General features: G+C 45.8%; 27 protein-coding genes and 1 riboswitch. Of the genes, 18 read left to right on the forward strand and 9 right to left on the reverse strand.

Annotated elements, in window-relative coordinates; translation table 11 throughout:
* The first annotated feature begins 157 nt into the window (after positions 1–157).
* Both AAA939_RS09880 and AAA939_RS09885 read left to right on the forward strand, forming a co-directional pair.
* Positions 158–1,066, forward strand: a complete 909-nt coding sequence (locus AAA939_RS09880; RefSeq protein ID WP_338230867.1) for a DMT family transporter — start codon at positions 158–160, stop codon at positions 1,064–1,066.
* 153 nt (positions 1,067–1,219) lie between these two features.
* Entirely contained in the window at positions 1,220–1,840 is a 621-nt protein-coding gene (locus AAA939_RS09885; protein WP_338230864.1) for a uracil-DNA glycosylase, read from the forward strand.
* 73 nt (positions 1,841–1,913) lie between these two features.
* Here AAA939_RS09885 and AAA939_RS09890 read toward each other — a convergent pair whose 3' ends face one another.
* Together AAA939_RS09890 and AAA939_RS09895 are read right to left on the reverse strand one after the other, a co-directional pair.
* Positions 1,914–2,372, reverse strand: a complete 459-nt coding sequence (locus tag AAA939_RS09890; protein ID WP_338207849.1) for a GNAT family N-acetyltransferase — start codon at positions 2,370–2,372, stop codon at positions 1,914–1,916.
* 215 nt (positions 2,373–2,587) lie between these two features.
* Complete coding sequence (locus tag AAA939_RS09895; RefSeq protein ID WP_338207850.1) at positions 2,588–3,226, reverse strand: SDR family oxidoreductase; 639 nt, start codon at positions 3,224–3,226, stop codon at positions 2,588–2,590.
* A 167-nt stretch (positions 3,227–3,393) separates the two neighbouring features.
* Between AAA939_RS09895 and AAA939_RS09900 the strand changes: the two genes are divergently transcribed.
* The 7 genes from AAA939_RS09900 to AAA939_RS09930 all read left to right on the forward strand — a co-directional run bounded on the left by AAA939_RS09900 (position 3,394) and on the right by AAA939_RS09930 (position 7,282).
* Entirely contained in the window at positions 3,394–3,537 is a 144-nt protein-coding gene (locus AAA939_RS09900; RefSeq protein WP_003642964.1) for a hypothetical protein, read from the forward strand.
* Between the two features lie 139 nt (positions 3,538–3,676).
* Positions 3,677–4,015, forward strand: a complete 339-nt coding sequence (locus AAA939_RS09905; RefSeq protein ID WP_338207851.1) for a hypothetical protein — start codon at positions 3,677–3,679, stop codon at positions 4,013–4,015.
* Between the two features lie 100 nt (positions 4,016–4,115).
* On the forward strand, positions 4,116–4,559 hold the full coding sequence (locus tag AAA939_RS09910; protein ID WP_057705471.1) for an Hsp20/alpha crystallin family protein: 444 nt from the start codon (positions 4,116–4,118) through the stop codon (positions 4,557–4,559).
* A 229-nt stretch (positions 4,560–4,788) separates the two neighbouring features.
* On the forward strand, positions 4,789–5,295 hold the full coding sequence (locus AAA939_RS09915) for a putative immunity protein (protein ID WP_338207852.1): 507 nt from the start codon (positions 4,789–4,791) through the stop codon (positions 5,293–5,295).
* Positions 5,296–5,328: 33 nt separating this feature from the next.
* Positions 5,329–5,697, forward strand: coding sequence for a hypothetical protein (locus AAA939_RS09920; RefSeq protein WP_338207853.1), 369 nt, complete (start codon positions 5,329–5,331; stop codon positions 5,695–5,697).
* 70 nt (positions 5,698–5,767) lie between these two features.
* Positions 5,768–6,868 (forward strand): A/G-specific adenine glycosylase, encoded by a 1,101-nt coding sequence (gene mutY, locus AAA939_RS09925; protein ID WP_338230865.1) that lies wholly within the window; start codon positions 5,768–5,770, stop codon positions 6,866–6,868.
* A 90-nt stretch (positions 6,869–6,958) separates the two neighbouring features.
* Complete coding sequence (locus tag AAA939_RS09930; protein WP_338207855.1) at positions 6,959–7,282, forward strand: hypothetical protein; 324 nt, start codon at positions 6,959–6,961, stop codon at positions 7,280–7,282.
* 125 nt (positions 7,283–7,407) lie between these two features.
* Here AAA939_RS09930 and AAA939_RS09935 read toward each other — a convergent pair whose 3' ends face one another.
* Complete coding sequence (locus AAA939_RS09935; RefSeq protein ID WP_338207856.1) at positions 7,408–8,046, reverse strand: DNA-3-methyladenine glycosylase; 639 nt, start codon at positions 8,044–8,046, stop codon at positions 7,408–7,410.
* Between the two features lie 39 nt (positions 8,047–8,085).
* On the opposite strand from AAA939_RS09935, the gene AAA939_RS09940 reads away from it, so the two are divergent.
* Both AAA939_RS09940 and AAA939_RS09945 read left to right on the forward strand, forming a co-directional pair.
* A complete protein-coding gene (locus AAA939_RS09940) occupies positions 8,086–8,460 on the forward strand; it encodes a DUF488 domain-containing protein (protein ID WP_338207857.1) in 375 nt (124 codons plus the stop codon).
* A gap of 211 nt (positions 8,461–8,671) precedes the next feature.
* Positions 8,672–9,076: a Spx/MgsR family RNA polymerase-binding regulatory protein gene (locus AAA939_RS09945; protein WP_338207858.1), complete on the forward strand. Its 405-nt coding sequence runs from the start codon at positions 8,672–8,674 to the stop codon at positions 9,074–9,076.
* Positions 9,077–9,197: 121 nt separating this feature from the next.
* Here the strand turns inward: AAA939_RS09945 and AAA939_RS09950 are convergent, their stop codons facing one another.
* On the reverse strand, positions 9,198–9,698 hold the full coding sequence (locus tag AAA939_RS09950) for a phosphatidylglycerophosphatase A family protein (protein ID WP_057705459.1): 501 nt from the start codon (positions 9,696–9,698) through the stop codon (positions 9,198–9,200).
* A 217-nt stretch (positions 9,699–9,915) separates the two neighbouring features.
* Between AAA939_RS09950 and AAA939_RS09955 the strand changes: the two genes are divergently transcribed.
* A complete protein-coding gene (locus AAA939_RS09955; RefSeq protein ID WP_338230866.1) occupies positions 9,916–10,812 on the forward strand; it encodes an alpha/beta hydrolase in 897 nt (298 codons plus the stop codon).
* Between the two features lie 671 nt (positions 10,813–11,483).
* On the forward strand, positions 11,484–12,926 hold the full coding sequence (nhaC, locus tag AAA939_RS09960; RefSeq protein ID WP_338207860.1) for a Na+/H+ antiporter NhaC: 1,443 nt from the start codon (positions 11,484–11,486) through the stop codon (positions 12,924–12,926).
* 101 nt (positions 12,927–13,027) lie between these two features.
* Here the strand turns inward: nhaC and AAA939_RS09965 are convergent, their stop codons facing one another.
* On the reverse strand, positions 13,028–14,125 hold the full coding sequence (locus AAA939_RS09965; protein WP_420914907.1) for an SIS domain-containing protein: 1,098 nt from the start codon (positions 14,123–14,125) through the stop codon (positions 13,028–13,030).
* Positions 14,126–14,278: 153 nt separating this feature from the next.
* Positions 14,279–14,377: riboswitch (purine riboswitch) on the forward strand.
* Positions 14,378–14,446: 69 nt separating this feature from the next.
* On the opposite strand from AAA939_RS09965, the gene ade reads away from it, so the two are divergent.
* Positions 14,447–16,126, forward strand: coding sequence for an adenine deaminase (gene ade, locus AAA939_RS09970; RefSeq protein WP_338207861.1), 1,680 nt, complete (start codon positions 14,447–14,449; stop codon positions 16,124–16,126).
* Positions 16,127–16,656: 530 nt separating this feature from the next.
* Here the strand turns inward: ade and AAA939_RS09975 are convergent.
* Positions 16,657–16,839, reverse strand: coding sequence for a hypothetical protein (locus AAA939_RS09975; RefSeq protein ID WP_057705452.1), 183 nt, complete (start codon positions 16,837–16,839; stop codon positions 16,657–16,659).
* Between the two features lie 21 nt (positions 16,840–16,860).
* Positions 16,861–18,699 (reverse strand): heavy metal translocating P-type ATPase, encoded by a 1,839-nt coding sequence (locus AAA939_RS09980; protein ID WP_338207862.1) that lies wholly within the window; start codon positions 18,697–18,699, stop codon positions 16,861–16,863.
* Positions 18,700–19,516: 817 nt separating this feature from the next.
* On the opposite strand from AAA939_RS09980, the gene AAA939_RS09985 reads away from it, so the two are divergent.
* Positions 19,517–21,184 carry a BCCT family transporter gene (locus AAA939_RS09985; protein ID WP_338207883.1) on the forward strand — a complete coding sequence of 556 codons (1,668 nt, stop codon included), beginning with the start codon at positions 19,517–19,519 and terminating at the stop codon, positions 21,182–21,184.
* 339 nt (positions 21,185–21,523) lie between these two features.
* A complete protein-coding gene (locus AAA939_RS09990) occupies positions 21,524–21,853 on the forward strand; it encodes an LPXTG cell wall anchor domain-containing protein (RefSeq protein ID WP_338207863.1) in 330 nt (109 codons plus the stop codon).
* Positions 21,854–21,927: 74 nt separating this feature from the next.
* Here the strand turns inward: AAA939_RS09990 and AAA939_RS09995 are convergent, their stop codons facing one another.
* Positions 21,928–22,356 carry a hypothetical protein gene (locus AAA939_RS09995; RefSeq protein WP_338207864.1) on the reverse strand — a complete coding sequence of 143 codons (429 nt, stop codon included), beginning with the start codon at positions 22,354–22,356 and terminating at the stop codon, positions 21,928–21,930.
* 220 nt (positions 22,357–22,576) lie between these two features.
* Between AAA939_RS09995 and AAA939_RS10000 the strand changes: the two genes are divergently transcribed.
* A complete protein-coding gene (locus tag AAA939_RS10000; protein WP_338207865.1) occupies positions 22,577–22,864 on the forward strand; it encodes a hypothetical protein in 288 nt (95 codons plus the stop codon).
* A 114-nt stretch (positions 22,865–22,978) separates the two neighbouring features.
* Here the strand turns inward: AAA939_RS10000 and AAA939_RS10005 are convergent, their stop codons facing one another.
* A complete protein-coding gene (locus AAA939_RS10005) occupies positions 22,979–23,899 on the reverse strand; it encodes an aldo/keto reductase (RefSeq protein WP_338207866.1) in 921 nt (306 codons plus the stop codon).
* 861 nt (positions 23,900–24,760) lie between these two features.
* On the opposite strand from AAA939_RS10005, the gene AAA939_RS10010 reads away from it, so the two are divergent.
* A complete protein-coding gene (locus tag AAA939_RS10010; RefSeq protein ID WP_057705441.1) occupies positions 24,761–25,072 on the forward strand; it encodes a metal-sulfur cluster assembly factor in 312 nt (103 codons plus the stop codon).
* The last annotated feature ends 197 nt before the right edge of the window (positions 25,073–25,269 follow it).

The following is a 25,269-nucleotide window of genomic DNA, read 5'->3' on the forward strand; positions in this document are numbered from 1 at the left end:
AATAAATATCAATTTTCTAATGAAGACGTTGGTGCCAAATGCTGGTAATGACGTTTTTTTTATATGTAAAATTGGCATGGAATTATCAGTGAGTTTTAATTATACCCCGGTATAATATTGCCATTAATTAAATTGGGGTAATGAAGATTTGAAAAATATCACAACTAGCCGCTACATGAAGGGCATTATGTGGGCCATGTTGGCTTCAACACTATGGGGAATTTCAGGTACGGTGATGCAATTCGTCTCCCAAAACCAAGCAATTCCGGCCGACTGGTTTTTATCCGTGCGGACGTTGTCTGCCGGCATAATCCTGCTTGCAATTGGATTTTTTCAGCAGGGGACGAAGATTTTTAACGTTTTTAAATCCTGGGCATCCGTAGGCCAATTAGTTGCATACGCCACCGTGGGCTTAATGGCGAATATGTACACGTTCTACATTAGTATTGAACGCGGGACTGCGGCGGCAGCCACGATTTTGCAATACTTGAGTCCGTTGTTCATCGTTTTAGGAACATTGGTCTTCAAGCGTGAATTACCAATGCGTACTGACTTGATTGCATTTGGAATTTCGTTACTAGGGGTCTTTCTAGCCATTACGAAGGGCAACATCCACGAATTAGCAATTCCAATGGATGCGCTAGTGTGGGGAATTCTTTCCGGGGTGACCGCTGCGTTGTACGTCGTGTTACCACGGCACATTGTGGCTGAAAACTCGCCGGTGGTGGTCTTAGGTTGGGGGACGCTGATTGCGGGTATTCTGTTCAACTTATACCATCCGGTTTGGGTTGGAGCACCGAAGATTACACCGACGCTAGTGATTTCAATTGGCGCAATCGTGTTAATCGGGACCATCTTTGCGTTTGGTTCCTTGTTGCACAGTCTGCAATACGCGCCTTCCGCGGTGGTTAGCATTGTGGATGCGGTTCAACCCGTCGTAACGTTTATCCTCAGTATTATTTTCTTAGGATTATCCGTGTCATGGGTCGAAATTTTGGGCTCTGTCTTGGTGATCGTTGCGATTTATGTTTTGCAACGCTACCGGAGTGATCCTGAAAGTGTTTAAGTCAATTTTAAAAAGAATTAGCGCACTGTGAAAAATTACTTCACAGTGTTTTTGTTTGCAGTGGTTTGAATAAGCGCATCATTATTGCTTACTGCGATTCTTTGCTAGAATGACGGTAAGTATTGAATGGAGATGAGTAAGGTGGCAACGTTATTGACAGCAAAACAGCAAGCTCAAGGCCGCGCACTACTAACGCAATTTGAGCATTTGGAAGGCTTTGTTCCTGGTGAAGGAAGCTTGACGCCCACGCTGGTGATGGTTTCGGAAGCGCCGGGAAGAACTGAAGCACAGGTGGGCCACCCGTTTCAAGGACCAGCTGGAACGGAATTAGATCGGTGGCTAAGCCAGCTCAATTTAACCCGTGATCAGATTTACTTAACTGGCGCCGTCCGTTCACGGCCCTATTCGATTGGGAAAACGGGACAGAAGCGCGATCGGCGGCCCAATCGCATGGAAGTAGAAGCGAGTGCCCCGTTATTGGATGCAGAATTGGCGGCGTTACGAGGCTCAATCATCGTGCCACTTGGAAACACGGGGCTTCAACGGTTGCTGGGTAACAAGTATAAGATTAGTGCCGTGCATGGTCAGCTACTGACGTTACCGATTCGTTATTGGAATGTGGACCAGCACCGCTTTGATTTAACGGCAAGCCACTACACGTTATTTCCACTTTATCATCCGTCGTATTCGAAACGGTTCAAGAAGTATCAACCAGTTGTCGATCAGGATTTACGGCAACTGGCAGCATATTTACAAGGGCAACAAGCAGATTAAAAAATAAAAATGGCTAACTAGGCTGATAATTTATCAGTTTAGTTAGCCATTAATTTTAATGATGAATTGAGCACTACGCTAACACCAGCCGACGTACGGGTGCTTGCATCTTGATGACCTCGGCGCCGAGGTCGGTATAAGGGTCCCCGGCAGCGGTTAGTCCAAATTTTTCGTAAAATTTCTGAACGTGCGTCTGCGCGTCGATCTCGATCGTGGCGTCGTGATAATGGACTTTCAAGATTGCCATGACGTGGTTCATTAATTTTTTGCCGAGACCGGTCCCGCGATAACTACTGTCAGTCGTAATACGACCGAAGGAAACGACGCCATCGTGTTCATAAATTCGGGCGTAAGCGACGAGCTTTCCTTGATCATAAGCAAAAATATGCCGAGCATCAAAGTCAGCGTCGTCAGGGTCTTGGTAGGAACGGGCCTGTTCTTTGACGAACGTCTTAGCGCGGAGCTGATAAATATCGTGCAGTTGCGTGGTCGTTAGACCGTTAAATTTCTTTACGTACCATTTTAAGTTCAAAGTAAAATCCTCCTTGAAAACTGGGCAAAAATAGCCCGGTCATTTTCAAATTGAGTCTACAATTTAACACCGTGATTTTTGAGCGTCAACCTGAAAGGTCCACGAATTTAAAACCTTGATTTAATAGGGTTAAAAATGAAAAAGCCATTAAAAAAAGCGGCCCTGATTTTAGTCAGTAGGCCGCTTTAAACAAATTTATTTATATAGAAATCGATTTAATACCAAGCAGGTTTGTCGCCGTCGGTATTAGGCTTGTTAACCCCGAGTGAGGTCCGAACACTGTCCGTTGGTGTCTTAGCAAGCTTAACAACTAGCGCCGCAATGCTCTTCCGTGAAACTTCGGTACCCTTGAAAGGTTCGCCCTTTTGGGTCGTTTCGTAGTCGATTTCATCGTGGTTGGTCAACCAAGCGGGACGAATAATCGTGTAATCTAAATCAGAATCTTCGAGGACCTTAGCGGCATCGAAGTAACGGGTAAGGTAACTGCCAAGGGTCGCGTTGTTCCATTCCCCAAACTTGCCAGGAACTTCATTGTAAATCCCTAAAGTTGAAATCCAAATCACTCGCTTCAGATTGGTAGCGTGCATGGCGTTGACGACGGTCTCAGCCTGAGCCTTAATATTTTGGCCAGCGAGGTTAGCGTAAACCACGTCTTGACCAGCCATTGCTTCGGTCAACTTTGCTTGGTCCGTGACGTCGCCATCAATAATGGTGACCCGGTCGGATTTGAGGTCGCTAACGCGTTGCGCATTGCGTAAGTAAAGTGTGAGTTCGAAATCGTCATCTGCTAAAAATTGCTGTTCGGCTAAACGGGCAATTTGGCCCGCAGCGCCTAAAATTAATACTTTTTTCATGATTGATCCCTCCTGAACATCTTAACTGTAAATCTAACAATTACAGAATGCAAGCAAGGGGTTTCAAAAAATTAACGCAAATTTGTGCCACTTTTTGAAATTAGACCTATAATAGGGATTGTAACGAAGAATGTCTTCGCTACCCCAAGATAAAAGAGGCGATAATCATGGCACAAAAGCTTAGCAAGGAACAAAAAAAGGCTATGATTCAAAAAGCTGAAGAAGAACGTGCAAAGCACCCAAAGAAGAAGAGCGGCGTTTCCGGTTTTGAAACGATCGACGAAGATGCTAAGAAATTATCCAATAACTAATTTCAAACACACTTTTAAAGCGAGACTAACTGTCGGTAACGATGGCTAGTCTTTTTTGTTTACACTAGTTTTGCTGGGCCACTTTTGCTTTTGGTAACGCTTGCAGTATAATAATGATAAATCGATGGGGGTGGTGTCGATGGATCAATTTACAACTTTTATTGCGCAGCTAGATCAAGTTCTGGCAACACAACCGACGACTACGCATGAAATGGTGTACGTCCCGGTTACCTTCAGTTTTGCTAGTCACCGACTACACGTTGAGATTAGGATGTTACAAACGTCGTTTAACCAGGGTGACAATGCGTTTGGCGTAGCTGATATTTTAGACCGTATTCGGATGTTAGTTGGGGTAGAGCTCGCTGATCAGCCCCATGATCAGTGGCCGCTGACAATAACGACGAAAAATCGAACCATTACGCCTTACAAGGTCGTGCGGGTGATTCCCGTGGATATGCAAACGTACCGCGTAGAATAATAGCTAATTTAGCACTCACTGTTAGGGAGCGCTAAATTGTTGCATTTGATTATCAAGTGACTATCATAAAGATGTAAACAAGTTGAAAGGGTGATTGCACATGGCTAATGATATGATGAATTGGCACAATGATTTATTCGATCGTTTTAACGATTTAACAAAGATGGATGACCTAGTCAATGGGTTGGGGCGTTCCTTCATGAACGTGACAAGCAATGGCTCGGTATTAAAAACCGATATTAAAGAAAATGACGAACAGTATACGATGAAAGTCGACGTTCCGGGAATCGATAAGAAGGACATCGCTTTGAAATACCGCGACGGCACGTTATCGATTGCGGTTAAGCGTGATAGCATTAGTGATGAAAGTGATCACGATGGCAATATTATCGCGAGTGAACGCCAATCCGGTCGTTTCGGCCGTCAGTACTCGTTACCAGACGTGGATGTTGACAAGATTGAAGCACGGTATGAACACGGGGTCTTATCATTGACCTTGCCAAAGAAGGCCGCAGCGGATACGCATCACATTGAAATTCAATAGTGTTTGTAAGGGCCGGCAATTGGGTGCGAGGCACCTGGTTACCGGTTTTTTATACCCTGAGCAGTAAGTGATCAGATACAAAAAAATTACAGAAATTTACAAGTTTTGATGGCGCAAAGTTTGACGATTTCTGTTACAATCTGTAGTTACCAGCACATAATTAGCTGGACGGGCTCGAAAGAGTGAGCCCGGATCGTTGTAGGATTTATGAAGAAAGTAGGAATGCGTGATGACGGAAGGTTTTAGACCGAGTCACCCTAAAATATCGATTGACGATGACCCTGGAATACGGGCCCAAATCGAAGCCTTGACGGGTGAACTCTCACAACAGCAATTGGCAAAATGGGCGTTGATTATCGCTAAAAAAGCATTATATTACGTGGATGATCAACAGCGCTACGATCGGCAACTTCGGTTAGCCATCGATGCCAATGAACTATGGCAAGTTAATTTGGTTAGTGTCTATCAGGTACGGCAAGCCTTGGCTAGGGTATCGGCGTTGAACTCGAATAGTACGAGTTCAATCGGTGCGGCGGCCATTGATTGCATTCGCTGGGCAGTTGCGTCGGCGGATGCGGACGAAAATGCACTGCGGGCCTCCGATCAGGCGGTTAAACTGATTAACCTAACGAAGCCCAATGATGCGGCGGCTATCACGGCTGAACGGCAGTGGCAGTATGACCAGTTGGCTGGGTTAGCCCAGAACATTCAACAGGGTTTGCGGCATATGTTATAATTCTCACAGATACAAGTTAGGTGGGGATTTTACATGGCAGAAGAAGGACATGCAAAAGCTAAAGTGGAGTTACTACGTCAGTACCAAGAAATTGTTTCGAAATATTTAAACAATATTACGGAAACGGTAGATGTTGGGGCGCATTTTAAATTAAAAAACGAGCCAGGATTTAACTACTTTGTTGATTACTTATTCTTAGCGAACGTTTGTTATCAAGCAAGTTTAGATATTTTAAATAATGAAGATCAAAAGTACCCTGAAACGAATGACCGTTTAGCGACAGTCATCCTAAAATACCCGGAATACTTGACGTTAGCGGTTTTTAACGCTGATTTTCAAGATGAAAGTGTGACCGACCATTACGAAAAAACGTTGGTCGATCTTGCGGGTACCTTAGATTAGGTCGCTGAAACAATTGACGCCACGGACTCCAATTGGAGTTGCGTGGCGTTTTTAGAAGGAGAATTTTTAAATGATAGAATGGAACGCCGCCACGATTAAAGATTTTCAACACACGCTTTTGGACTGGTATGACCAGGAAGGGCGGGATTTACCGTGGCGTCACGACCACGAACCTTATCACATCTGGGTCTCTGAAATTATGCTGCAACAGACTCAGGTTCAAACGGTGATTCCGTACTACGAGCGCTTCATGGACTGGTTTCCGACGGTGGCCGACTTGGCAAACGCGCCAGAAGCGCGCCTCTTAAAGGCGTGGGAAGGGTTGGGCTACTATTCCCGGGTCCGTAATATGCAACGCTGTGCGCAGCAGTTATTAGCCGATTACGATGGGCAGTGGCCCCAGACGGCTGCGGGGTTAGAAGCCCTCGTTGGAATTGGCCCGTACACGGCTGGAGCAATCGCCAGCATCGCGTTCAATCAACCGGTTCCGGCCGTTGATGGGAATGCCTACCGGGTCTTTAGCCGCTTGTTAAAGATCGATGACGACATTGCTAAGCCGCAGACTCGCCAAGTTTTTGAGCAGGCCATCAGCCGAATTATGCCGCACGATCGGCCTGGCGATTTCAACCAGGCCATTATGGATCTTGGGTCCAGTTATATGACAGCGCGACAACCAGATACGGCGCATTCGCCTGTCAAACGTTTTAACCAAGCCTACTTAGACGGTCAGGAATTAGATTATCCGGTCAAAACTAAAAAGCCACGGCCGAAACCGGTGGCGTACGTTGCGGTGTTAGCGCAAATGGGGGATCAGTGGTTAATGACCCAGCGCCCAAGTACCGGGATGCTAGGGAATTTATGGACCGTTCCATTGATTAAAGTGGACGACTTGGATTTAGACGAGGATGCATCAACCGCCGACTTGTTGGCTGCTGTGACGGCCTATTTCAAACGGGAGTACCGGCTAGTCCTCACCGCCAAAATGTTGAAGCTGCGTCCAGTCACCCATACGTTTACGCATCAAAAGTGGACCATTCAACTGATCGGTGGGCAAGTTCAACCGGCCGACCTCGCCTACTTTGCCGGACAAGGTGTTTTGCCCGACGAATTGGACCAGTTACCAATGCCTAAGGTCCAGGAGAAAATTTTTAAGCGGGCGAACGTTCACTAGACGGGTTAACCGGTAGCATTTAGCCTGCCTGCTTGTAAGCGGTGTGGTAAAATATAGCAAACTTAAGAAATTAACGGAGGACGGATTGAAATGTTAAACATATTTGACATTGTAAAGCTAACCAAAATCGATCATAAGGAAATTGATAGTAACCAGATCGTCGTGACGGACGGCAACGGCAAGCCCAACGCAATCTTAACGGAACTACTCAATGACGTGGTCAGCAACATGCGTATCTTCGTTGATATGAATGAAGTGTACTCCGTTGATGACTTGATGCGCGAATTGGGCGAACACACGCCACTTCCATCAGATGTTTTGGAAGAATACGAAAAGGTTTTACGCGAACCAATCTATAACATCAACTTTGTACCTAAACGGGGCCAAGTTGAAGTCATTGTCGGTGAGGGCTAGTTCTCGCAGTTTGTTTACGAACGGCTAGGGCGACCGAATTTTAATACTTAAATAAAATGAAAACCGCTTCCCAGGAATCTAAAAATTTCTGAGAAGCGGTTTTTTTTGACGTTAACAGTCACTAGTTAGGCTTGCCACCCGTGATCTTCACGCCAGTCACGCTTGCGGCTATCACTGATGTAAGGATTGCCAGCCACGATGAAACGAAGGGGGAGTTGACCACTAGCCGCGTCAGGGTTGACGCCGACGCGGGGAACGGCCTGGATATGAGCGGGCTTACGGGATTCTACCAGACTAATTGAAAATGGACTGTCATCAATTAAACGGAGATTATCCTTTTGGTTGGTGATTCCCAGCGCTTGAGCTAATTTTCCGGGGCCGTTGGTAACTTGTACCCCACTCTTTCCACGGTTCACAATCATTTGGTCTATGTCGTGAGTGGGCTCGATTGCCCGAATTAAAACCCCTTCCGGGACGTCCTTTGGCTGGGTGACGACGTCGAACAGGAGGTTAGCACGTAGTTGGTATATGTAAAGCGTGCCGGCTTCGCGATAGAGGGGCTCGGTGAATTTACTGCGCCGACCGTTGTACGCGTGCGCCGCAGTATCATGAGTGCCCAGGTAAGCCTCGGTCTCAACGATGAGCCCACCGGTCAAATGATGGTCAGTGCGATATAATAAAGTAGTCCCCAAGAGGGATTGGGCAATTTCAGTAGTGGGACGGCCGTCAAAGAAGTCGGCCGTTGCAAATGATGTTGTTGTCAAAATAGATTCCTCGAATTCTGAAAGATTGAAGATGGCAAAATGTTATTGAAACTTGAACGAATTTACACAAAACCGGTTGATTTGGAAGGTTACCGTTTGTTAGTTGATCGTCTATGGCCACGTGGTATATCCAAGGTCAACGCGCATTTGGATGATTGGGTCAAAGCAATCGGTCCATCAACGGAGCTACGAAAATGGTTTAATCACGACGTAGCTAAGTACCCAGAGTTTGTTCAAAAGTATCGCGAAGAATTGGATGAAAACCCAATTACAGCGGACTTTATCAAGCAAGTCGCCGGCCAATTAGAACAGTCTAATGTTATCTTATTATACGGTGCTAAGGATGAACAACACAATCAAGCTATTGTACTCCGAGATTATTTGTTGGCAAGTGGTCAATTACCAACCGAATAAAAAACAAAAAATATCATAATTGGTATAGATTAAATCCGTATATCGTCAATAATAAACTGCGGTCATCAAATTAATTTATTTATTTCCCTGAAAACGGTAGCATTTTCCCTTAACTTTTGCTATGATTATGTTGTTAATTAATGACGTCAACTATTACAGTGCACAATAATGGGGGTTGCATTGTTAGGTAAGCAAGATTGGGGATAATATTATGATTAACTTATGTGTGTTACCAAGTACCGCAAGTTGTCGCAAAGCCCATCGTTGGTTGTTAGAACATCGAATCCCGTTCCACGAACGGAATATGAATGCTCAACCATTGACGGAAACCGAAATCAAGCACCTGTTGCAGTATACGTATGATGGAATTGATGATTTAATTAGTACAAAGTCCAATGCTTATCATCAGCTCAGCAAAACGACACCGATTGAGGATATGCCGTTGAGTGAAGCCGTTAAAGTGTTGAGTGAAACACCACAGTTGTTGAGACGACCAATTATCTTTGATGATCATCGGTTACTATGTGGCTTCAACCAAGACGAGATCCGGATGTTTATTCCACGGGATCAACGCGTCTTGAAAATGCAAGCGATGGCTAAACATCAGCTCGCTTAAAACTTCTGGCTTTAGAGTTGCTGCCGGAGTTTTGGGGAAAACCAAAAAATAAAATAAAACGTCTACCTGTCGCTGAAAACTGATGCGCACAGGTAGGCGTTTTGTTTTATTTTTTGTCAATCTATGCGTATTTATGCGCAATCTTAGCAGCGACGGCCGCTGCAATCGCGCCAACGAGGTCATCAATGAACGTATTAACGACACCTGATTTATCTTCGTCGAGTTTTTTGATGATGCCTTCCTTAACTTTGTCGACGTAACCGTAATTCGTCACACCAATAGTGCCGTAAATATTGGCCATGTTGAGTGCGAGGCCTTCGTCAACGCCGAACACGCCGGCATCGTTGGCGACAATTGATTGAAGCGGTTCTTTGAGTTGTCCTTCAGTGGCTAGGCGGTCCAGTTCTAAGGCCACCATCGCGTTATTTAACAGTTCGCGCTTATGGAGAACTTCCTTAGTTTCAGCTTCACATTCCGCCACCGTGAGCTGGGGAACGTACTTTATTTGTAAATTATAGGTGATTTCTGCAATTTCTTTATAGGTAATACCCTTATGAGCTAAAGCATGGCTAACAAATTCGTACGCCGCTTTATCCGGATACTTGAATGTTTGATCGTCCAACGCTGTCCCTCCGTGAGTCAAAGTCACGGCTAGTTCAATCAACTAACCATCATTCTAATTATAGTGGTCTTGGTGGGAAAAGAATATTAATACGATTTTAGGATCGAAAATAATTAAGTGTCACGATTTAAATGAAAAAGGCCAAAACGATTAATTGTTATTTTCAATCAAACGGGTAAAATGAATCATGTTAGACATAATGAAGGGTACGGTTAGTTTGGTAAAACGAGTTCGAATAGTCATTCAATTTTTGCTCCTCGCTTTCGTGATTGGTGCAACCGTGGTACTGATTGGTGCCGGTGGCGGGAGTACTAAGATTACAAAAGTGACGAGTCAATTAGTCCCCCAGCGTGCGAAAACGTTGCGTAACCAGTATCAGAAATCTGATACGGCGACCGTGTTTTTACACGGCTATAATGGTGGGGCGTATTCTACAAATTATTTAATTAATAAGGCAGAAAAAGCCGGTGCGGCGCAAAAGGCATTGGTCGTGCACGTTTATAAAAATGGCGTCATGGGCTTTAAAGGCTACTGGGAAAAATCAATGAAAAACCCGATGGTCCAAATTGTCTTTCAAGATAGCCACGCTTCACAAAAAACACAGGTTTACTGGTTGCACCAGGTATTGGTTCAGCTTAAGTCTAAGTATGGCGTAACCCGGTACAACGCGGTGGGCCACTCACTCGGTTCGAACGATATTGTGAACCAAGCGCTAAAGTATGGGCATGATCACCGCTTGCCGACGTTGAACAAGGTCGTCACGATTGCCGGACCGTTTGATGGACTGACGGGGTATTTAAACGCAGAAACGGAAGGGCGCGTTAAGCAGCTTGCTGCTAAGCCGGTTCGGTTTACGCGCCATTTTTCGGAAATGCTAAAGTATCGCAATAATTTCCCTAAGAACGTTCAATTGCTCAACGTGGTCGGGGATACCAATAACGGTTATAACAACGACGGCTACGTTGGGGTGGCGTCTGCACGATCGGTCAGCTACCTATTGCGGGATCGACTTGCGGGCTACCACGAAGAATTTTATAGTGGGGCGCACGCGGCCCACTGTGCGTTAAATCAAAATCCGAAGGTCGCACAATCAATGATTGAATTTCTTTGGTAATTTAAGAGTGGGACGAAAGGCGGTTAGTTTGTGAGCATTAACGTGGCATCAGTGATTATTCCTGGGCTTGGAATGATTGCTGGTGTCGGGTTAAGCGGAGCAAATTGCCTTTCATCCCACGTTTCAACCATCATAATGGGAAAACCCGTTCAGAAATATTCGATATTTCTGAACGGGTTTTTGGGCTTTATCGGACTCTTTTGATGGTCTTAAATCAGTTTATGGCAAAAAGATTAAAATAATGACTTGACGATTAGAAATGATGATGGTATTGTTAGACACAAGTTAATAAACGAACGTTAAACGTTACATCAAGTAGGTGCAATTCTGAGTGTCAGGAAGTCGGTGGTTGCTGCGAACCGATCAGGAATTGTAGTTGAAATACGGTAACCGAGTTTCAGTTGGACGGGTAATAACTAGAACCGTTATCTTCTAGTGAGTGGCGTATTGGATCAGTGGACCCAAACGCAACCTGGGTGGTACCGCGACTAGTCTAATCGTCCCTGTTGTTCTTAATGAACAGCGGGGGCGATTTTTTTATTGGAATGCGATTAAAAATGATGAGAGAAGAGGATGACGAGGATGGAAATGAAGCGATGCGGCGGACTTGCTCGATATTAGTACTGAATGAAGTTGTTTGATACTTATTCAGTCAAAAGAGGAGTTTTAATATGAAAAAAACAAAAGATACGGAAAACACACCTAAAGTTAGCACGTTAGAAGCAGCAATCGTCTTGTTAGTTGTTTTAGGAATTATGAGTTTAGGTGTCATTGGGTTCCACTTATCACCACAAGTGCCGGTCCTATTAGCAATGGGCGTTGTCACTGCTTGGGCGATGTTTCGGGGCTTTCCTTGGCCAGCCGTTAACGCCGGCATCAAGGAAGGTATCGATAAGGGGATTGTTCCCATCTTTATTTTCATTCTAATCGGTGCGATGATCTCAACTTGGATCGCCGCTGGGACCATTCCAACTTTAATGGTTATTGGTTTCAAACTAATTAACATCCAGTGGTTCTTACCATCCGTCTTCATCGTTTGTACCTTAGTCGGAACGGCTGTTGGGAGTGCCTTTACGGTAACTTCAACGGTCGGGATCGCCTTCTTCGGAATGGGCGTGACCATGAACTTGAATCCAGCCCTCGTTGCCGGTGCCATTATTAGTGGTGGAATTTTTGGCGACAAGCTATCCCCATTATCTGAAACGAATAACTTAGCTTCCGCCGTCGTTGACACGGACCTGTTCGCCCACATCAAGCATATTATGTGGAGTACCGTTCCAGCCGGCGCAATTTCATTAATCTTATTTGCCATTTTAGGTCATAATAACGCCAGCACCAGCTTAGCTAAAATCAATCAAACGGTTGCCGTTTTGAACGGTAACTTCAACGTTTCTGCCCTGGCCTTATTACCAATCATCTTAGTCTTTGTCTGTGCCGCATTTAAAATGCCAGCCATTCCAACCATGTTACTGAACATCTTTGTCTCTGCTGGTTTGATTTTATTTGAACAACCAAAGATTACGATGACTAAGTTAACCGCAATTATTAATACTGGATTTGTTTCTAAGACTGGTAACACGAGCGTTGACACCTTACTTTCACGGGGTGGCATTGTCAGCATGATGAGCATGGTCGCCTTGATTATTGTCACGTTATCCCTTGGGGGGTTACTCGTTAAATTTGGTTTAATCAACCAAGTCATGGCACCAATTGCCAAGCATTTAAATAGTGATGGTAAACTTATTCTAGCCGGAATTTTAACTTGTATCGGTGTTAACGTCTTTGTCGGTGAACAGTTCCTATCCATTATTTTACCAGGACGGGCCTTTCGAAAAGCCTTCAATGATGGTGGCTTAGCTGGCCAAGCCTTAGGACGGGTCTTAGAAGATGGCGGGACCGTCATCAACTACTTAGTTCCTTGGGGTGTTGGTGGTGTGTTCTTAGCCACGACGTTAGGCGTTCCAACGGTTGACTACTTACCATTCGCCTTCTTCAGCCTACTTTGCCCAGTTATTTCCGTTATCAGTGGCTTTACCGGTATCGGGATTGCACACCTTGGCCAAGAAAAATCTGCTAAAGCCAAGAAGGGTGTTCAAGCCGCAGAAATCAATTAATTGATCATAATATATCGAAAAATCCGTTCAGAAATATCCACTATTTCTGAACGGATTTTTTAGTTTGGTACTAGCTTTTTGGGCCATTAAATAGCCAATGGTTACTTTTCAGCGATTTTGATTTGGTCATGGAAATCTGTAAAAATCGGATGATTTAGGTTGATTCCTTTTGATTTTGCAATGAACCAGGCCAACACTTGGAACGGAATGATGGCAAGTAGTGGCGCTTTGTAAGGGTCTTCTACGGCTGTTAGTTGTAACGTCTGTTCATCCTTTGAAGTGGGTGTTTCCCCGGTTAAACTGATGGTATAAATGTGGGGCGTCAGCCGGGATTCATAGTCTTTGACCGCTTGTAGTTGCGCCATGACGGTGGGATCAGTCGTGAGCTCAACGTAAAATTGACGGTGGGCTTCATGGGCCCCCAAATAACCGCCCTTAGTAAATTGGGCCAGGGTGTACCCGCGTGATGGCACCCGCATGATTTCCGTGAACTTGGTTTGCATCTCGGCCAACGTCCCATCTAAAACGCTAGCGCCAATCGCCGTGAATTCCGGTGCGTTAGTGAAGTCGATCGTAAATTTACGGTAGAAGTCGTTGGCCTGCTGAACGGTATAGTTCATCTTTTCAATAATGAGGCTAAAGTCATCGAGTTCTTGGTTGGCTTCCAACTCAGTTAAACGCCCCTGATTGGCGGCACTACGCAGGCCAAGTAACATGAGGGTCAAAACGATAGCTTGAAAACTCAGTGTGATGTAAGGAATTGTTTCTTTCCCAGTCAGTAGGTCACAAGTGGCGTCACACTGGCCAGCTAACTCGGAATCTGGTTGGGCCGTTACGGCAATTGTGTAGGCCTGACTTGCCGCGTGGGCCTTTTTAAGGGCGGCCAAGGTTGTTTCATCGTCACCGGTCAAGGAGACCGCAACGATGACATCAACGTCTTGATCGGCGGTTTCATAAGTGAGGTACTGGTCGGTGGCCAGCACGTTCACGTGGATGCCCGCAATCTTTTGCATGTACAGCCGGGCGGTGTTAGCGGCATTGCGACTGGACGCCGTTGCCAAGATTAACCAGTGTTGTGACCGGGGGACGTTTGCCAAGGCCCGTGTGATTTGTTCAGGATACGCAGCAACAATGTTACCCAGCACCGACTGTTCCCGGCGAATATAGGACAACATGGTTGGATTGTTCATCATCATCATAAAAAATCAGCTCCTATTATAGCTATTTAATTATCATTATTTATATACTTTAATTTTAGCCTAATCAGGGGCGGGTGAGAACATTAATCGCCAAAATGGTAGTAGAAATTGAAGTTGCATTTATAAAAAAATTCTGGTAAGGTAAGCGACAACTTAAAACCAAAACAAATTGCCTATATAATGCCGTGATAAGGATGGCGAGTTTCTACCCAGCACCGTAAATGCTGGACTATAAGCGAATTGAGTCGACGGGGTCCGTACAGCTGCTCTTTTTGCCGTACGGGCCCGTTTGCTTTCTCCAATAGGCAGAAGGAGAAAATAGTGATGAAAACAGTTGATATGGTCATTACCGGGGCGCAGGTCTTAAATACGTTTACCCGTGAATTTGAAGCAACGAGCTTATGGATCAAGGATGGGAAGGTCATCAGTAATTTAAAGGATGAACCGTACCACGCGCAACAAACGGTGGACGCTAGCGGCCAGTGGATCATTCCTGGGATGATCGACGCGCACGTCCATATGGAAAGCTCAATGGTGGCACCGAGTGAGTTGGGACAAGTCTTGTTACAACACGGTGTTACGGCCATTGCGACTGACCCGCACGAATTGGCGAACGTCGCTGGCGTGGCGGGTATCCAGTATTTGATTGATGATGCCAAACAGACCCCGTTAGACGTTTTCTTCATGTTACCGTCGTCGGTGCCATGTGTACCGTTTGATGATAATGGGGCCACTTTGCACGCCGCGGATTTGCGGCCATTATACGGTCAGCCGGGTGTTCACGGCTTAGCCGAAGTGATGGATTACGGTGCTGTTGAACGTGGGGATGCAGATATTACGGCGAAGATTCGCGATGCCTACGCGTATGGCTATCACGCTGATGGTCACGCGGCTGGCTTAAATCCACATCAACTCAATGTGATGGTCAATGCGGGCTTGGATACTGACCATGAATGTATGACGGTTACCGAGGCGCTGGACCGGGTTAAAGCTGGGATGTTCGTATTTTTGCGGGAAGGCACCGTTGAACGGGACGTTCTCGCAACGATGGGTGCAGTTAATGAAGCGAATGCTAGTCGGTTTGCCTTTTGTACCGATGATAAGACCATCAGTGATTTGATGGTGGAAGGGTCGATCGATTATAACGTTAAGCTGGCGATTGGCAACGGGATGCGTCCCGCCTTGGCCTATACGTTGGCGAGTTTGAACGCGGCGGTCGCACACCGGTTAACGGACCGGGGGAGTTTAACGGCTGGCAAGGTTGCGGACTTAGTTGTTTTGGACGATCCGAATGAAGTGATGATTGCTAAGACGATGAAAAATGGCCAGTGGGTGTCGGAAGCCCAACCAGCGACTCAGCCCTTACCATTTACTGCGACCCGGGTTCATCAACACGCGTCATTAAAAGACCTACAATTGCCTTTAACTAGTGGTCGGGTCAACGTCATTGGGGTACAACCCAATCATATTGAAACGGATCATTTGGTTAAACAGGTCACACCCACGGCTAACTTTGAAGCGGACCTAGATCAAGATATTTTGAAGATGGTTGTGATTGAACGACATCGTAATACTGGGAAGGTCGGCGTCGGGCTGGTCCACGGGTTTAAATTAAAGCACGGGGCCGTCGCGGGGACGATTGCGCACGATGCACACAACATTGTCGCTGTCGGCACGTCTGATTTGGCGATCCTGCGAGCTGTCGCACAAATTACCCGGACAAACGGTGGGATTGCAGTTAGTGATGACCAGCAAGTCTGTGCGGACATGCCATTGGCAGTTGGCGGTTTATTGTCAGCTGAACCTTATCAAGTAGCGGCACAACAGCTAACTGAGATTAAGGCAGCTTACAACCAGATTTGCGACCAGCCGATTGAATTTGACCCCTTCATTACGTTGTCATTTTTGACGTTACCCGTAATTCCAACTTTAAAGTTAACGGCGCGGGGCCTGTTCGATTATGATCAGTTTGATTTTACGCCGGTCGAGATTAAAGACTGAGTAATCCAATTAAAACCTAAAAAGGTTGATCTGCCGCTCCGTCGGGTAGAATTGGGTGCTATGGGGGATGGTCCCAGCCATGGTGCGGTCTGGGGCCTCAATTCAAAGCCGATAGCCCACGTCTTTGAATTGCCCCGCAACATTCGTCGGCTAAGAACCGCCGGCCAATGTTGCCGACACAGCACACCGACTCTACCCGACTTCGCTAAATACGCGTGTTTTAACCTAGAATTTTGTAGCATAGCCAGAGGTTGTCACTGATAGCATCGGTCGTGAAGGTGGTGTTAAACCGGCGCTTTTTTGCCGGCTTTACTCCACGGACGGTCCGGGACAATTGCGCTTTTTGCAAATGTTCCGGGCGAGGGTCAAGACGTTCTTCAGGCTTGACCCGGTCCCACGACCGTATGTTATCAGCGACGACCGGACTATGTTGATGTGATAATGTCCAAATATAGACGTGATTTTTCAACTCTGAGCTAGAAATAAAAAGTGATCAGTTTCGAGATTGTTCTCAAAACTGATCACTTTTTTTACGCTTTATGATGTTCCCGGTACCAAGCAGCTGGTAGGGTAAGGAGCATGTAGGCAAAATCGACAAGAATCGTTTCTTTAAGCGGAATTTGTAATAGGAAAACGGATACGAGGGTTAGGACCACAATGAACGTTAACGCGCTCTGTGACCACCGAAGCACCCATTCGGGTAATTGTGGCATAAATTAAATTCACATCCTTAGTTAACTTTGACGCGTTTCAGTTGAGCCAACGGGTTTAACGTTTGATCCTGAGCGGTCCCGTAATGCCCGTAAGGCCCAAAGAATCGAGACCGTGTCGACAACTTCTTGCAGCATCGCGCCAAACAGTGCGGGAATAATCCCGGTGCTGGCAATTAGCATCAAAATCGTACAGATGGCGATCCCAATCCAGACGGCTTGCTTGGCAACTTGCATCGTATCCTTAGCAATCTGGATGGCCGTGACGACTCGGCTCAGGTCATCTTTTAAGATAACGACGTCAGCGGATTCACTGGCGGCCGTTGAACCGTGGGCGCCCATCGCAATCCCAACGTCGGCAACGGCGAGGGACGGTGCGTCGTTGACCCCGTCGCCAACCATGATGACGGGACGTTCGGCTGCCGGAACGTTCTTTAAATGTTTGATTTTATCGGCGGGAAGTAAGTCGGCTGCGACCGTATCAATCCCGACTTTTTCCGCGATGTTGTCGGCGATAACTTGTTGGTCACCGGTCAACATCATGACATTTTTAACGCCTTCCGCGTGGAGCGCTTTAAGCGTATCCGCAGCTTCAGGACGGACGTTATCGATGAAGGTCACGTAACCGGCGTAGACGTCGTTAATGGCGACATAAATCGCGGTTTGCGCCAGCGACTGGTGCTGAGTGTTGGGGTCAACGAACTTTAACTTACCAACTTTAACTTCGTAGCCATCAACGGTTGCGGTGATCCCGTTACCGGTGACTTCTTCCAGACTCGTGGCTGGACTCAGGGGTGCGTCACTGACGTACTTGACCAGTGACCGGGCTAAAATATGACTGGAGTTTTGTTCCGCACTAGCGGCTAAGTGTAAAATTTGTTCCGCGGTAAAATCAGCTTGAGGCACAATCTGGTTAACGGCCAGTTGCCCGCTAGTAATGGTCCCCGTTTTATCGAAGGCCGCGGTCTTTGCCGTCGACATTTTTTCGAGCATGTCCCCAGTCTTAACCACGATCCCGTTCCGGCTAGTACGACTCATCCCAGAAACGAGGGCGACCGGCGCCGCTAAAATCAACGGACACGGTGAAGCCACAACGAGTACTTCTGCGAAGCGGTGGGGGTCGCCACTCATGATCCAGGCGATCCCGGCAATGACGTAGGCGACCAGCGTAAACGGCACGGCGTAGCGATCAGCCAAGCGAACGAACTTTGCGGGCCGGGATTCGGATTCTTTAACCAATTTAACTAACTGTTGGTATTGACTATCAATGGCCAACTTGTCGACGACCATTGTAACGGCGTTATCACCGTTAACGGCACCGGACATGACGTCGTCACCAACGTTTTTTTCAACGGGCTTTGATTCCCCAGTTAAGGAAGATTCGTCAAAGAGCGCAGTCCCTTGAATTAAGTGACCGTCAACTGGGACGAGCTCCCCGGGTTTAACGACTAACTGGTCACCGACCGTCGCATCTTCGACCGCAATATCCGTCAACTTTTCGTTAACGAGGCGGTGGGCGGTCCGGGGTGAATTATCAAGCAGGGCCTTCAGTTCGGTGTTGGCCCGTTTGGCGGCGTAATCTTCTAAGGAGTCACCACCCGTCAACATGATCAGGACCACTAGCCCGGCCCAGTATTCACTGACGGCTAAAGTGGCTACGATGGCAGTAATAGCTAGCAGGTCCACGCCGTATTTACCTGACCGGAGTGTTTTGATCATTTCGACTAACATTGATAGTGCCATTAGTGATCCCCACAAAGTGATGATCAGCTGAGCGGCAAGTTGTTGATGAAAGCCAAACTGTAAAATTAACGCAATGATTCCGACACTGACAGTAAGTGTTAATTTGTAGTAATGTCGCATCGTAACCCCTCCTTATTGCTTATTGAAACCGATTTCGTTATTCTAGATGTAAGCATAACATTTAAATAAATAAAATCAACAGTTAAGAATGATTCTAAATAAAAAACTAATGGTTTCGAAAAATTATGACTATTTTCTGAAAAAAAGCCGCTTTTTCGGCCTTAAAAGCAGTCTTATCCCTATGATGTTAGGGATGAAGCGCTGTCAAGTCATTCATTTTACTTCTAATATAATACTAGTATACTTATACATGAACATCAGATATCAGAAAAAATACTGAAATCAGCATTTGTATAAGCCCAGGCGCGCTGTACAGGTGGTAATCCGTTACCCTTGTCGCGTGTTTTTTTGTACCACGGAACGTCATTTTAAACTTGCTGGGCGTGACGGCAAAGCGGAATTGTTTATCTGATGCATCAAGGGGGTTATCCATTAGCAAGATAAATGTAACCATTAATCGTTACGTGGTGTGTCAGCGTGATCGACTCGATAACGGAGACGAACACAATTAGAAACACTAATCAGCGCTAAAATATAGATCAACACCAACGCGATTATGCAATTAATCATACAATTTTCAGTATGGCGTTATCGGAACTCAACCAACGGAAAGAAGGAAATTCTGCTACTGATTTTGAGTTAGCACAAACAGAGTTCAGATGGCAAAGCCGATTAAACCTGATTCAGTCAGGGTACTGAGTGCTTCGAGGAGTAACTCGAGGGAATGTACCGATTGCTAGTCGGAAATTTACGCGTGGGGACTACCGGGATACATAGGTAGGGAGAACCACGAATTATATTGATATATAGAGAGTATATATTCAGTAGCAGGTTTATTATTTTAAAAAGTAAGAATATTGATTGGTGGGTTTATTTACCAACAATTGGTCTCTTTGCGGTGGCTTCAATCATTTTGTTGAGAGGTGGTCACTCATTAGAAACGAGTTTAACCGGGATCTTGAACTGGTTAACGAACAACATGAGTTGGTTATACATGTCAGTATACGTCATTACTTTTCTTTTCTTTATTTACTTAGGATTCAGCAAACTTGGGAAGACCAAGTTAGGCGATCCCAAGGACAAACCCGAATTTTCAACGTTCCATTGGGGTAGTATGGTTTACGCGACCGGGATCGATGCCAGCATTTTAATGCTAAGTATCGTCGATCCGTTACGTTACCTACAAAGCCCTTCCTTTGGCGTTAAGCCATTCTCAACTTCAGCGTATAATTACGCGCACATGTTAGGCCAATTTAACTGGGGCCCCATGGCGTGGATGATGTTTGCACCCGCAACCATTGCGATTGCCTATGCGATGTACGTCAAGCACGTCAAGGTTCAACGCTTGAGTGCGGCTATTACTGTTTTAGCAGGCCCTGGTATGGTTAAGCGCATCGCTCGAAATACCATTGACCTCTTAGTCATCATCGGGATCATGGGTGGTGTCGGGACGTCCGTCGGGATGGAAATTCCGGTCATTTCTAAAGTCCTCAGTACGGCAACGGGGATTCCTGATAACATGGGCTTAAAGTTAGGCTTATTTGCCTTATTATTTGTGATCTTCGCGGTCGCCGTCTTCAATGGTTTGAAAAAGGGGATCGGCCGGTTGAGCTCAGCCCATATTTGGTTAGCCATTGGTTTCTTAGTCCTAGTTTTAGTCGTAGGCCCAACCTTATACATCTTAAACTCCGAAACTAACAGTATCGGATTGTTTATCAATAAGTTTGTCAGCTTAAGCACGAACACGGCACCTAATGGTCATGCGACGGCCATGCAACGCCAGACCATCTTCTATTGGGGCTGGTGGTTATCATTTATGCCCGTTATGGGGCTGTTCATTGCACGGATTTCACGTGGCCGGACAATTCGTCAGGTCTTAGGTGGAATGCTGCTATGGGGCTCCCTAGGCTGTGTCAGCTTTTACGCGGTCTTAGGTGGCTACGCCTTGTTCTTACAACGGACGGGTGCGGTTAACTTGGTTCACATCTTAAATACGCAGGGACAAGCGGCCGTGATTGCAGCGGTCTTATCGACCTTGCCGTTGAAGATGATCATGTTAGCTTTGTACTGCCTATCATGTTTCGTGTTCTTGGCCACGACGGTTTCGTCGTTCGCCTTCATCACGTCGTCATTTACTAGTAAGCAGTTGGCACCTGGTCAACAACCAAGTCGTTTTAACCGGATGAGCTGGGTCGTTATCTTCCTCTTGTTCTCATTAGGGTTAGTGACGGTCGGTGGCTTTGAATCAATTCAGGCGATTTGTGCGATGTCTGGGTTCCCACTGACAATTGTTGCGCTTATCTTGCTATATTCGATTCATCACGACTTAACGACGGATCCGGTCAAGGAAGCAGCTAAGGCGAATGCCAAGGCGGCTGAATTGGCTCGGCGCAAGCGGTTGGCTCGTGACGTTGAAATCTCGACCAATTCGGACTACGCGCGTGAACGGCGTGCATCCCGGAAGTCAGCGCAAGAAACAGATTAATTAAAAATAAAATTCAAGAGAGTGGGGCAAAAGGCGGTCAGTTTGCCTTTTGTCACACGTTTCGACCATAATAATCAGGAAAGCCATTCAGAAAGTTAATATTTCTGAATGGCTTTTTCAGTTTTGCCTCACACTTTTTGTATCTGATCTCAAAACGTTAATGTTTACTAGCTTTTTAACGGATATTTACTAAAGCATGGCACAAGTTTTACATTGATTTTATATACTAAAGTTGTGGCGGACGGTTAGTACCCCACACTGGCAGTTTAAGCATCATACTAAGTAACAACTTTTTAAGGGCAGTTGAATCAAAATTCTGTTAATAAAAGGGGACTTTTAATGATGAAGCAATTGACGAAATTAGTGACTGGCATCGTGGCAACAATGGGCCTTCTGATGGGACTCAGCGGAATAACGGGACGGGCAGACCGCCTTGCAGTCACGGGTCGGGTCAATGCTAGTGAGCAGGTGCTAACGCATTTATCGCAACAACCACCACAACTTAGGCCGGTCATTCACCCGGCGCAAGCAGCGGCTGTGGGGAAGGCTAAGCAACAACTCCCACAAACCGATGAGACCAATCCACTTAAAGTGGTCCTTTTAGGCTTAGTATTACTAGGATTAAGTATCTTGTCGCGTTGGAACCTATTTGACGGCCGGCGTCAGTAATCAGTAAATCATAAAAAAGCAGGTTACTACTAAATTAGAGACGTGCTCTCATTTAGTAGTAACCTGCTTTTTACTTATTTATGACTGGCTTTTTTCTTTTTCGGTTGGGCCTTTTTAGTTTCACGTAGGAGATCTTTAAAAGCAGTAATCTCGTCAGTGTGCTTAGTCACCCATTCCTTGTAATTGGAGTGGGAGTCAGTATCGCTGATTTTTAACCCGGTCTCTAACCAAAATAAGGCCTCGGTTAGAGAGCCAAAGTTGTGAAACCACAGCGTGTGACCGTTGTCGGAGTCCATAGCAACGTATGACTTATAGTGGGGCGTTAAGAAGGTGTGTTTGACGATCTTAAACGCGGCCCGCCGCCGGGTCAACTTGTAATCAGGTAATATGTAACGCCCGGGATGCGCTAAATGTGGAACGGAATTTTTACGTTGGTCTTTATACTCAGTCAGCATGCCTTTAGCGCGGTCGGCAGTAATGAGTGTAATATCGAATTTTGACATAGCAGGGCTCCCCTTGATGATAACGTGTCATGATAGTTAGTAGTTTTAGATGTTATTAGTTGTGGCTTAAACACTCACACTATTAATGATAGCGCATTTTTACTGAAATTCGAAATATTAAAACTTAAATTGTTGGGGAATTTTAGTTTCTTACGTTAAAATTAAATAAACGACTAGCAAGGGCGCATAATGGCCGGCAGAGTAGTGAGGATGACTAAATTTGAAGTTTGCAGAACGGTATCACTTATTTGAATGGTTGATCAACTTGTTATTAGTTATCGGCCCACTGTTACTAGTTGGCTACGGCTTGACCGTACCGGGAAACTGGATTGAAGTTGTACTGGGCAGCGTCTTTTTGTTGCCGATTAGCTTGGGTGCGTTGATTTTTTACGGCTGGTTGTACCGGCAGACGCGCCGACTAGCAGGATATCAATGGGGAATTTTAGTCGTTTACGGTCTCAGCTTACTAGGCAGCGGGGCTTTACTCATAACGGTTTATTTGGCTTAAATACAATCCATCTGGGATACTAAATAATCGTTCAGAAATAGTCGATATTTCTGAACGATTATTTAGTATCCTATTTTGGTCGAAACGTGCGCCAACAGGCAGTTTATTCCACTCTTAAGGCAAATCGTTCCCAGCGGCGAAGTAAATGTCGTACCATTCTTGCCGGGTCAAATCGATGTCCGCACCCGCCGCGTTTTCAGCGAGGTGGGTTGGATTCATCGTCCCTAAGATAACTTGGAATTTAGCAGGGTGTCGTAAGATCCAGGCCGTTGCGATGGCACTCTTGCTGGTGTGTTTTTCATCAGCTAGGTCCTGCATGGCTGCGTTTAACTTAGGAAACTTAGGATTGTCCAAGAAAATTCCAGCGAAGTTTCCGTATTGGTAAGGGGACCAAGCTTGAATCGTCATCTTGTGTAAACGGGCGTATTCAATGATGCCACCGTCGTGATCGATACTGCGTTCATCTTGCATGTTGGTGTGTAATCCGAAGTCAATGGCGTTCGTATGCATGATACCGAATTGCAGTTGGTTGATCATCAGCCGCTGATTGAGTGCGGATTGAAGTAAGTCCACCTGACCCGGGTTAAAGTTGGAAACCCCAAAATGCCGGACCTTACCGCTAGCCTGAAGCTCGTCAAAGGCAGCTGCGACGTCCTCTGGTTCCATTAAAGCGTCGGGGCGGTGAAGGAGAAAGCTATCTAAATAGTCGACGCCTAAGCGTTCTAATTCGCCGTTAACGGCATCTAAGATATGTTTTTTAGAGAAGTCGTACCGTTTGCCAGGGACGATGCCGCCCTTGGATTGAATGTAAAGCTGGTCGCGGTTAACGCTAGATTGCTTCAGTGCCGCACCGAAAATTTCAGATGATTTGCCACCGCCATAAATATCGGCGGAGTCAACGTAGTTAATACCTAAGTCCACAGCAGTTTCAATCACTTTAGTGGCTTGATCGACGTTCAGGGCATCCATGCGCATGATACCCAGGGCGACGGCGGAAGCTTGCAGACCGCTGTGACCTAAATTAATGGTTTTCAAAATAAAAACCTCCTAGTTTTGAATGCTTTAAGTATACGAGTTCCAGCGGGGCGTGTAAACGATTACAAAAAAGAACACAAAAAAATAGGACCCAAGGCTTCTCAACTCGAGTCCTACTTATGAGGAATAATCCTGATTAGCAAGAAATAATTGTTCAGTGTTTTTAATACGTTACACCTTCATGCTATTCAATTTTACGCGTGTCCAACTTCTAACGGACTAACCCGTATTTATTGTATCTATCTGCTTTAGTCGATCGAAAGTAAAGATTTACTTGATTGCGACTCGTCAAACGGGTTTTAACGAAAGTCGATCTCGCGTTTAAAACTTAGGAATGTCTTCGTAACAGACATGCACCTCCGTTTAAACTATTTGGAACCTGAGTCTACAATGGAACTGGTACTGATGGAACTTTCAACTGGTCATTGGTGACACCTGTTTCTAACTAAAAAGCTAAAATCTGATAGTCGTGCTAATGCCAATTAATTCTGTTGCGGTTATCGTTTATTCAAGGGTTAACGTTCAGCCATCCAGTGCGTGTCTCGCGACATTCATTAGACCGATAACGCATTTCAACGCTTAAAACGGTTTCGATAACGACCCAAACGGTGGAACCAGTTGCCTAACTTCAAGCGGCAACCCCTTTACGTTGAGAAGCTTTGCTAAGAGGATTAATTCCTTTCCTCACTTAGTATACTAACAGGTTTTGTAAGCGCTTGCAACCTTAAACCCCGTTTTTTTTAAAATTAATTTGTAAGGCGACTTTTTAATGGGGAAGGGGGCAATAAACGTGTTGAATTTGGGTCAGCAACCGGTATAATTAAACTAATAATTGAAAGCGCTTAGAGGGGACGGGTAAGTATGAGTGAACAATCGTTTAAAGAACAAGCCTTCGCAGCATTAGGGACGGTCATTGATCCAGAGCTAGGGGTGGATCTCGTTAATCTAGGACTGATTTACGACGTGACGTTAAGTCCTGAAGGGGTTGCTAACGTAACGATGACCCTGACGATTGTCGGGTGTCCCTTAACGGAATGGCTGGCAGGGTCCATCCACGATGCCCTAATGAAGGTACCCGGGGTCAAATCGATTGAAGTTGAAATCACGTTTGAACCGGCTTGGAACGAAAGCATGATGAGCCGAGAAGCGAAGCTGCAGTTAGGTTTACATTAATATCAAACATAAGAGCTAGTACGTCACCGTATAGCTCTTTTTTTGTGCTTGAATATCTAGGCTTAAATATTGCTGTAGTAGCCCTTGAGCTAATTGAAGGGCCTAGTTCGGTTGTCGCTGATGACATACGGTCGTGGGACCAGGGCTAGCCTGAGGAGCGGTCTAGCCCTTCGCCCGGAACAATTACAAAATGCGTA

Origin of the sequence: Lactiplantibacillus paraxiangfangensis, assembly GCF_036246185.1 — a bacterium.
GTDB lineage: Bacteria > Bacillota > Bacilli > Lactobacillales > Lactobacillaceae > Lactiplantibacillus > Lactiplantibacillus paraxiangfangensis.

Excerpts from the sequence above, each read along its gene's own strand:
- AAA939_RS09895 (WP_338207850.1), bottom strand. The coding sequence starts at position 3,226 with ATGAAAAAAGTATTAATTTTAGGCGCTGCGGGCCAAATTGCCCGTTTA.
- AAA939_RS09900 (WP_003642964.1), top strand. The coding sequence starts at position 3,394 with ATGGCACAAAAGCTTAGCAAGGAACAAAAAAAGGCTATGATTCAAAAA.
- AAA939_RS09905 (WP_338207851.1), top strand. The coding sequence starts at position 3,677 with ATGGATCAATTTACAACTTTTATTGCGCAGCTAGATCAAGTTCTGGCA.
- AAA939_RS09910 (WP_057705471.1), top strand. The coding sequence starts at position 4,116 with ATGGCTAATGATATGATGAATTGGCACAATGATTTATTCGATCGTTTT.
- AAA939_RS09915 (WP_338207852.1), top strand. The coding sequence starts at position 4,789 with ATGACGGAAGGTTTTAGACCGAGTCACCCTAAAATATCGATTGACGAT.
- AAA939_RS09920 (WP_338207853.1), top strand. The coding sequence starts at position 5,329 with ATGGCAGAAGAAGGACATGCAAAAGCTAAAGTGGAGTTACTACGTCAG.
- mutY (WP_338230865.1), top strand. The coding sequence starts at position 5,768 with ATGATAGAATGGAACGCCGCCACGATTAAAGATTTTCAACACACGCTT.
- AAA939_RS09930 (WP_338207855.1), top strand. The coding sequence starts at position 6,959 with ATGTTAAACATATTTGACATTGTAAAGCTAACCAAAATCGATCATAAG.
- AAA939_RS09940 (WP_338207857.1), top strand. The coding sequence starts at position 8,086 with ATGTTATTGAAACTTGAACGAATTTACACAAAACCGGTTGATTTGGAA.
- AAA939_RS09945 (WP_338207858.1), top strand. The coding sequence starts at position 8,672 with ATGATTAACTTATGTGTGTTACCAAGTACCGCAAGTTGTCGCAAAGCC.
- nhaC (WP_338207860.1), top strand. The coding sequence starts at position 11,484 with ATGAAAAAAACAAAAGATACGGAAAACACACCTAAAGTTAGCACGTTA.
- AAA939_RS09965 (WP_420914907.1), bottom strand. The coding sequence starts at position 14,125 with ATGATGATGATGAACAATCCAACCATGTTGTCCTATATTCGCCGGGAA.
- AAA939_RS09975 (WP_057705452.1), bottom strand. The coding sequence starts at position 16,839 with ATGCCACAATTACCCGAATGGGTGCTTCGGTGGTCACAGAGCGCGTTA.
- AAA939_RS09980 (WP_338207862.1), bottom strand. The coding sequence starts at position 18,699 with ATGCGACATTACTACAAATTAACACTTACTGTCAGTGTCGGAATCATT.
- AAA939_RS09990 (WP_338207863.1), top strand. The coding sequence starts at position 21,524 with ATGATGAAGCAATTGACGAAATTAGTGACTGGCATCGTGGCAACAATG.
- AAA939_RS09995 (WP_338207864.1), bottom strand. The coding sequence starts at position 22,356 with ATGTCAAAATTCGATATTACACTCATTACTGCCGACCGCGCTAAAGGC.
- AAA939_RS10010 (WP_057705441.1), top strand. The coding sequence starts at position 24,761 with ATGAGTGAACAATCGTTTAAAGAACAAGCCTTCGCAGCATTAGGGACG.